Origin of the sequence: Peribacillus sp. NPDC058002, from assembly GCF_042886655.1 — a bacterium.
GTDB lineage: Bacteria > Bacillota > Bacilli > Bacillales > DSM-1321 > Peribacillus > Peribacillus aracenensis.
On record NZ_JBHVQU010000006.1, the window covers coordinates 58,898 to 65,967 of the forward strand.

General features: G+C 35.5%; 9 protein-coding genes and 1 pseudogene. All 10 read right to left on the bottom strand.

The features are described from left to right. Positions 1-84: 84 nt before the first annotated feature. Entirely contained in the window at positions 85-219 is a 135-nt protein-coding gene (locus tag ACFVSH_RS02755; protein WP_387704760.1) for a hypothetical protein, read from the bottom strand. Positions 220-604: 385 nt separating this feature from the next. Then, positions 605-676, bottom strand: a pseudogene (locus ACFVSH_RS02760) (IS6 family transposase); the annotation flags it as partial. Beyond that, entirely contained in the window at positions 655-873 is a 219-nt protein-coding gene (locus ACFVSH_RS02765) for a hypothetical protein (protein WP_387704762.1), read from the bottom strand. The gene ACFVSH_RS02765 and the pseudogene ACFVSH_RS02760, both read right to left, overlap by 22 nt. Next, positions 863-1,000, bottom strand: a complete 138-nt coding sequence (locus ACFVSH_RS02770) for a hypothetical protein (protein WP_387704764.1) — start codon at positions 998-1,000, stop codon at positions 863-865. The genes ACFVSH_RS02765 and ACFVSH_RS02770 overlap by 11 nt, the downstream gene beginning before the upstream one ends. A 70-nt stretch (positions 1,001-1,070) precedes the next feature. Then, positions 1,071-1,259 carry a hypothetical protein gene (locus ACFVSH_RS02775; protein ID WP_387704766.1) on the bottom strand — a complete coding sequence of 63 codons (189 nt, stop codon included), beginning with the start codon at positions 1,257-1,259 and terminating at the stop codon, positions 1,071-1,073. 242 nt (positions 1,260-1,501) lie between these two features. Continuing rightward, a complete protein-coding gene (locus ACFVSH_RS02780) occupies positions 1,502-2,836 on the bottom strand; it encodes an MFS transporter (protein ID WP_387704768.1) in 1,335 nt (444 codons plus the stop codon). Positions 2,837-3,362: 526 nt separating this feature from the next. Beyond that, positions 3,363-3,854, bottom strand: coding sequence for an acyl-CoA dehydrogenase family protein (locus ACFVSH_RS02785; protein ID WP_387704770.1), 492 nt, complete (start codon positions 3,852-3,854; stop codon positions 3,363-3,365). Positions 3,855-4,037: 183 nt separating this feature from the next. After that, the gene (locus tag ACFVSH_RS02790) at positions 4,038-4,514 is read right to left on the bottom strand and encodes a heme-degrading domain-containing protein (protein WP_387704772.1); all 477 of its coding nucleotides are present in this window, start codon (positions 4,512-4,514) and stop codon (positions 4,038-4,040) included. Between the two features lie 171 nt (positions 4,515-4,685). After that, the gene (locus tag ACFVSH_RS02795; RefSeq protein WP_387704774.1) at positions 4,686-5,720 is read right to left on the bottom strand and encodes a zinc-dependent alcohol dehydrogenase; all 1,035 of its coding nucleotides are present in this window, start codon (positions 5,718-5,720) and stop codon (positions 4,686-4,688) included. A gap of 208 nt (positions 5,721-5,928) precedes the next feature. Continuing rightward, a complete protein-coding gene (locus tag ACFVSH_RS02800) occupies positions 5,929-6,711 on the bottom strand; it encodes an SDR family NAD(P)-dependent oxidoreductase (RefSeq protein ID WP_387704776.1) in 783 nt (260 codons plus the stop codon). Positions 6,712-7,070: the final 359 nt, after the last annotated feature.

A 7,070-nucleotide genomic window follows, 5' to 3' on the forward strand; every position in this document is an offset into this window, starting at 1 on the left:
GCACCATTTTGATGGGATCATTTATCTATTAATCTGTTAGTATTACCCATTGTCCATCCTTACTTGATTGTCGAATCGCATCAATTAAGCGCATACTTTAATACCATCTTCCCCTGTAGTAAAAGGGTTTTCATTATTTTCAATACAAAAGATAAAACGATCTACTATATCTGTCTTTTCAATTTTATTTTGAGGTAATTCTTCAAGAAATGTATACACTTGTTATTCCCCCCCCCCTTTTCAACTGTTACGAAAGAAGTATCACTATATAACGTGATTTTACCTTTTGTCCCGAAAATTTGTGTCATTTTATCATTTGCCCCAAAGCCTGTGAAACTGAAGATGAAGGGTCCTGTAATATGATCTCCTCGTATTGAATAATCGCGACACCATTGTTATCGATAGCAGACTTCATATCCCTCACGTTAAATAACTGAATACCTTAATAGGCTTTCTTTCGATAATTCATTAAGTCTAATCGATGTGAACCGACCTCACCGAGTCAATATACAGCACCCTGCTGTTCATGGTGCTGTATATTGACTCCAGGAATGCCTAAAAAAGTTCGTAACGTTAATATATCTCCAATTTCTCCATGCGCTATTAATTGAATACCATCAGGTATGCTTTTCTCTTTTTTTAACTGTTCAATTGCTATAGGATAAGCCGGATTGCGCCTACAGTAGCCTTTTTGGCCTCCTCTTCTGCTTCTCTATAAATTGGTTGAAACTTTAAATAAGGTGCGTGATCTGTATGCAATATCAATTTCAAAAGGCTTGTAGCAAAGCCATTCTTCACCTTGTTTCTCAATAAGTCTACTAAATCTTGACCTAACTTTAATCCTTGTTTCCCACCCTCGTACCTAGGATCCACAAAAATATAATCCTACATGAGTAATCAAACCTGGTCTTCCGGCCGCCATTTCCCTCGTCAACTGTGAAAGATCGCCTTGTGGTAAAGTGTACGCTTCGATTTCACCATCAATTGCTAATTGGGCCATTTTAGTGCTATTCTTAACGTCCCACAAATATTAGTTTGGAGTGAGCTAAGCGATTAACTCCTGTTTCCTCTCAGTCTCCTATACCTACTGCATGAATAATAGTCAATGATTGAGGAGACCTGGTTGTATGGAAGCAGTCTTCTAATGCTTTTATAAGTGTTTCTGGAACATTGTGCCCGCCACCCGAACCACCAATCCATAAAGTATGACTATTTTTTAATAAAGATGCGGCATATTTTGAATTAATAACTTTAGACACAAATCATCCCTCTCTCCTGATTGATAGCGGTTACAACACTGCCGTTATCAATTTCTATCTTCTTAAGGTCCAACTAATCATCAGACAAAATATTAACTAGCTTTCGACCGAACCTCACTTTCGTTAAAGGCATATAAGTTATCGATTTACTAAAACCTGAAATTTCCCTTACAGTGTTTTAATACCTTAAAAAGGGAGAAAACAGTTATTACTCCCTAAGTCGTTCGCTGTGTCTTTCAGCTTTACACAGTATTAAGCTTCTGGGGTAATTCCTGTTGTTTAATATTCGTGTTACTCGGTTTTACGAAGAACATGCTTATCATTCCGATAAATGCAATAAGTGACGCTGCATTAAACATAGCTCCATATCCTTGTGCAGCAACCAGTACTCCAGTTAAGGTAGGAGCAATAATACTAGCAGAAGTAATAATAAAGTGTGTTATACCACTGAATGTTCCTGCCTTGGAAGGTGCTGCATCTATGACGATTGCCCAATATATGGACTGTGGAAGAGTATTTATTGCATTTCCAAACATCATCAATAAGAGAATGGCCGTAATACTATTCATATATGGGATAATGAAAAAACAAACTGATGTTATCAATAGACACACCATCACAACTCCAGAGCGAGCTATACGAAAACTTCCTGACTTTTCGCTTAATACAGTTGACAGTTTCCCTCCTAAAAAAACGGTAAAAACAGCACCAATCCATGGAACCATTCCAAGATACCACAATGAGGAAAGCTTAAAATCAAAAACATCCTGCAAGTATTTAGGTGTCCATGTTAGGATTAAGAAATTTACATAATTGAAAGCAAAGAAAGATATAGAATTTAGAATCAGCGACGTATTTTTAAAGAAATCGTACCATTTAATTGGCGCCGCCTTTGGTTCTGATTGATTTTTTACTGGTTCGAGCTCATCTTGACCTTCCCTGATTATGGAGAGTTCTTCTTTCGAAACATTAGGATGTTCTTCAGGCATATTAGTAAATACCTTATTCCATATTACAATCCAAATAAGACCCGCTACCCCAAGAATAATAAACATCGTTTTCCAATCAGAAATAGCAAGTAAACCAACGGCAATAGGAGCAGTTAGCAAAGCACCCAGTGGTGTACCAATTAAGCCGATTCCCACGTAAAATGTCCTGTCTTTTATTGGTACCCAGTTAGCAATTGTGCGATTCATCGTAGCATAGACAGGTCCCTCAGCGAGACCAAACACGATACGGCACAATGCAAAACCTACAATGGCAGATCCAAATAAAAACATTCCAATATCTCCTGCCCATGCAGTAGCTATTGCAAAAATGGACCATAATGTTACAGATAGTACCCACACGAATTTTGGACCTTTTTTGTCTGCTAAAGCTCCCCCAAATAATGTACCGACTATATACCCATAACCAAAGAAGCCAAGAACCCACCCCCATGACGCTGGATCCAAATTAAACATTTTAATGATGGGTTCTTGGGCATAGGCAAGTGCCCCACGATCAATATAATTTACCGTAATTATGAATACCATTAGAGACATAATCGTATTACGGAATTTCCCTTTATTCTTCAATATCTCTCCCCCCATGTAATAATCAATTTAGGAACTCAACAAAAAACCTAAAATTAAAAGACTACTACTCCATCAATTTTTCTTATATTACTCTCACTTTACGTACACTGAGGGCTTTCTCTTCTAAGGGAGGGCTTTCATTTTTCGGAAAGACACTACTGAGCTCATGCCCAACCATCAATTTAATGCGAGATTTATAATACTGAGATTAGAAAATCATGGGGTGTGTGGCTAATTCAGGATCAATTAATGGTTATAAGTGACGCTATGTTACTAGTAAATACAAATTCACCAATTTAGTAAACCGGTCTCTTGTTTGTGTAAAAAAAAGAGTTTGAATTACATTCTTTTTCAAAAAAACTACTCAATTTGATTTAGCAGATCCATATATAAAATTTTAATTGCTTACAAGGGGTTTTTCTTAGTATTCTTTTATAATATTACGACTAATAATCATGCGGTGAATCAGTGATGTCCCATCATATATTTTACATATTTTTTCATCTCTCATAAATATTTCTACAGGTTATTCTTTGCTGTATCCATATCCTCCATAAATTTGTACAGCGTTGGTAGTATGTCTCATTGCATTATCATAACAGAAATATTTTGCCATAGAAGATTCTTTTGTAAATGACAATCCTTCATCCCTATACTGAGCAGCCCCATAAAGTAGAAGGCGACCAGCATCAATCTCAGTCTCCATTTCAACAAGCATAAAACCTACCCCTTGGAAGTGCCCAATTGGTTTACCAAATTGCTCTCTGTTGGCTGCATAGGATGCAGCAGCTTCAAATGCAGCTTGTGAAAGACCCAGAGATAAAGCAGCTATATCAAGACGAGCCCCATCTAATCCAGCCATCATGATTTTAAACCCTTGTCCCATCATATAATCTTTTGGTCCTGCTGAGAAACCTGGGCTGTCTGTTTCAACAATAAAGCAAGTTAAGCCATGAACCCCTTTTGACTTATCTGTAACGGTTAAAACAATAGCCATATCGGCAACCGGAGCAAACATTAAAACAACTGCCATTAAAAAAGGAGTTAGGTACACAGGTTTCGCCGGAATAATACACCCTTAAAAATAGCCACCCAATGTGTTACGGATGACTTAATTCTTATTAAGTTTCTCTAGAGCTTTACCATTAGTTTTAACGACTCTTTCATTTTATCCTGAATTCCAAATCTACTTGTACTTTATTCATTCTGATATAGGTATCAATTGCTGTAATACAGTAATAATCAAATTATGATCCTCTTCTTGAGTCATTCCCGAAACAGCTATGGTACCTACCATTCCAACATTTTTTATTATGATCGGGAATGACCCACCGAAGGAAGAGTACTCTTCTGGTGAAAGAAAAGACTTCTCTTTTATAGTAGTTGACAAACTTTTGTAGTATATACCCATATAATAGGAACTATGCCCGAATCGGTTTACCACATTGTTTTTTCGTTTAATCCATCCATCATTGTCTAACGATGTACCTGACATTGCAAAATGAAAGAGTTGTAAGCTATTCCTTGTAATATCGATGACGATGGACTTATTTGCTTTTCTAGCATTGTCCATCAGTCTTGAACCTAGTTCAAACGCCATTTCATTCGTAAATGAAGTAAATTGCAATTCCTCTTCCTGCCTCTTTAAGATATCCAACAATTCCTTGTGATGATCCATACTTTACCTCCCTAAAGTTAGAAGTCTGTCTTTAGAATTCGAAGACAGCAGCTTCCACCCTTTCATATAAATATGCTCCCATTAGGCACTAGAAATTGACCTGAAAAACCACTATAGACAACTTTGAGTTAATAAATACAAAAAAATTATATACGTTCCTAAGTTATAAATTTAATCAATTTTTATTAATACTTTAAATATACTTCTATCGGTCTTTAATTCTTTAAATGCATCTGTAATCTTATCTAATGGTATTACATTAGTTAAATAATCATCTAATTTAAATTTTTTGTATTCTACTAGAGTTAGAGCTTCTGCTATGTCATTTTTAACACCTGCCACTGTTGATATCAAGGTTAACTCTCTTAGAACCATATCTGATGGCTTCAATCCAACAATACAGTTTTCATCAGCTATTCCAAATGGCATTATTCTACCCCCAGGTCTAACTAATTTAAAGGCCTGTTCATTAGTAATTTTTAATCCTACTGATTCTATTACTAAATCTGCTCCCCGTCCGTAAGTTACTTCCTGAACTTTTTTATACATATCCTCATCAGATTTTATAATATAGTCTGCCCCTAATTCCTTAGCCTTTTTCATTTTATCATCATCTAGACCTATTACTATTATAGGGGCAGCACCACAAATTTTAGCCATTTGTACATGCATAAGAGCTATAGCACCGTCACCTATAATTGCCACACTTTCTGCAAATTTTAAATTGTGCTTTTTTGCTGCACGAACAACACAAGAAATAGGCTCCAATAAAGCAGCATCTTTAAAATCCATAGTTTCAGGTAAAACATATACCTTATCATGTGGAACTACCACATACTCTGCAAAAGCACCATTGATATGAATTCCTATTTGTCTCATTTCATTACACATTAAAGGTTGATCATGTCTGCAATAATAGCAAATATTGCAACTTAAATTAATGTCTGCGATAACTTTCTCTCCACCTTTAAACCTCTTAACTTTACCGCCAATTTTTTCTATAACCCCTGAAAATTCATGACCTGCAATTAATGGAAACTTATCCTTAGAATAAACCCCGTTATATATATGCATATCTGTACCACAAATTCCACAATACTTTACTTTAATTAGTACTTCATCATCAGATATTTCTGGTATATTCACCTGTTGAACTTCTATTTTTCCTGGCTCAATAAACATTGCAGCCTTCATTTTTTCTAACATATTTCCCTCCATTATGGGATGTATTTGCTTCAGTTATTCTCACAATCCAATTTGATGTGTAAATCTAAGGTTTGTTTTAATACAAAAAAGGAAATCAAGAAGACGCAATAAACAGTAGATGTGTTGTTCGCAAGGTTTCAATCTCTCTTTTGTATATTCTACTCCCGTTCATTTACTTGTTTTCCTATTCGGTCTGCTAAAAAACTCATCAAGCTTTAACTTCTAGTTTATCTTGGCGCACTTCGGCGGACCAAGCAGATAGCCCACCGTCAATAGAAATACATTGTCCTGTAATATAAGAAGATTTTTCAGAAGCTAAGAATATTATTAAATCTACAATTTCCTTTGGCTTTCCTATTCTTCCTGATGGATTATTTCTTTGGAAAGCTTCAATTACTTCAGCGGATGAACCAGTCATAAACATTTTTGTTGCAGTAGCACTTGGGCAAACTGCATTTACTCTTACTCCATTTCCAGCATAGTCAAGTGCCATTGAGCGTGTTAAATTGTTTACCGCTGCTTTTGTTGCGCTATAAATTGCACAATTATATCCCCCCAACTTCCCAGCTAATGAAGAAATGTTAATTATACTTCCACTTTTCCTCTCAAGCATTTGTGGTATGAAATATTTACTTGTCAAGAAAATTCCTTTTACATTGATATTCATCTGAAGATCGAAGTCGTACTCATCAACCTCATGAAGGTTTCCACCAATAAAGATAGCCGCAGAATTTACAAGCACATCACAGCCACCTATTTTTTCATTCGTAAACTGAACTAGTTTCCTAACATCCTCTACACGGCTGGAATCACATTCGCAGAAGAATAAATTTCCACTAACACTATATTCTTTTAGATCTGATAATACTTCATCTGCAAGTTTTGTACTTCTTGAGGTGAAAATCACCTTATCACCTTGCTTTAGAAATTCTTGAACCGCTTCCCTTCCTATCCCTGAATTTCCACCAGTCACTACAACTCTCTTTTGCATAATTTTCCTCCTGCTATATATTTATTGTTTGCATTACTAGATTTAGATTACAAAAATCATTCCAAAAATATTTTTTTAGGGATTAAGTTTCGTTACAATAAGAACACATTGTGTTCTTATTCAAAATGAGATCTGAAATGAACTCAATTGTGCTGTGGCGTTGCAACAATAGTATTATATTGAAAATTCAGAAAATAATAAGAGTCTTTAATGCTAACCATATTCATAGTTATTAAATGGATATATTTATTAATTTTCCCTCTTGATCATTACTGATGAATACTTCAAGTCACTTATTATGCTCTGGATTTGAGTCAATATTTTGGACAGTAAAAAGTTAAATCTTAAGCTGTATTCCT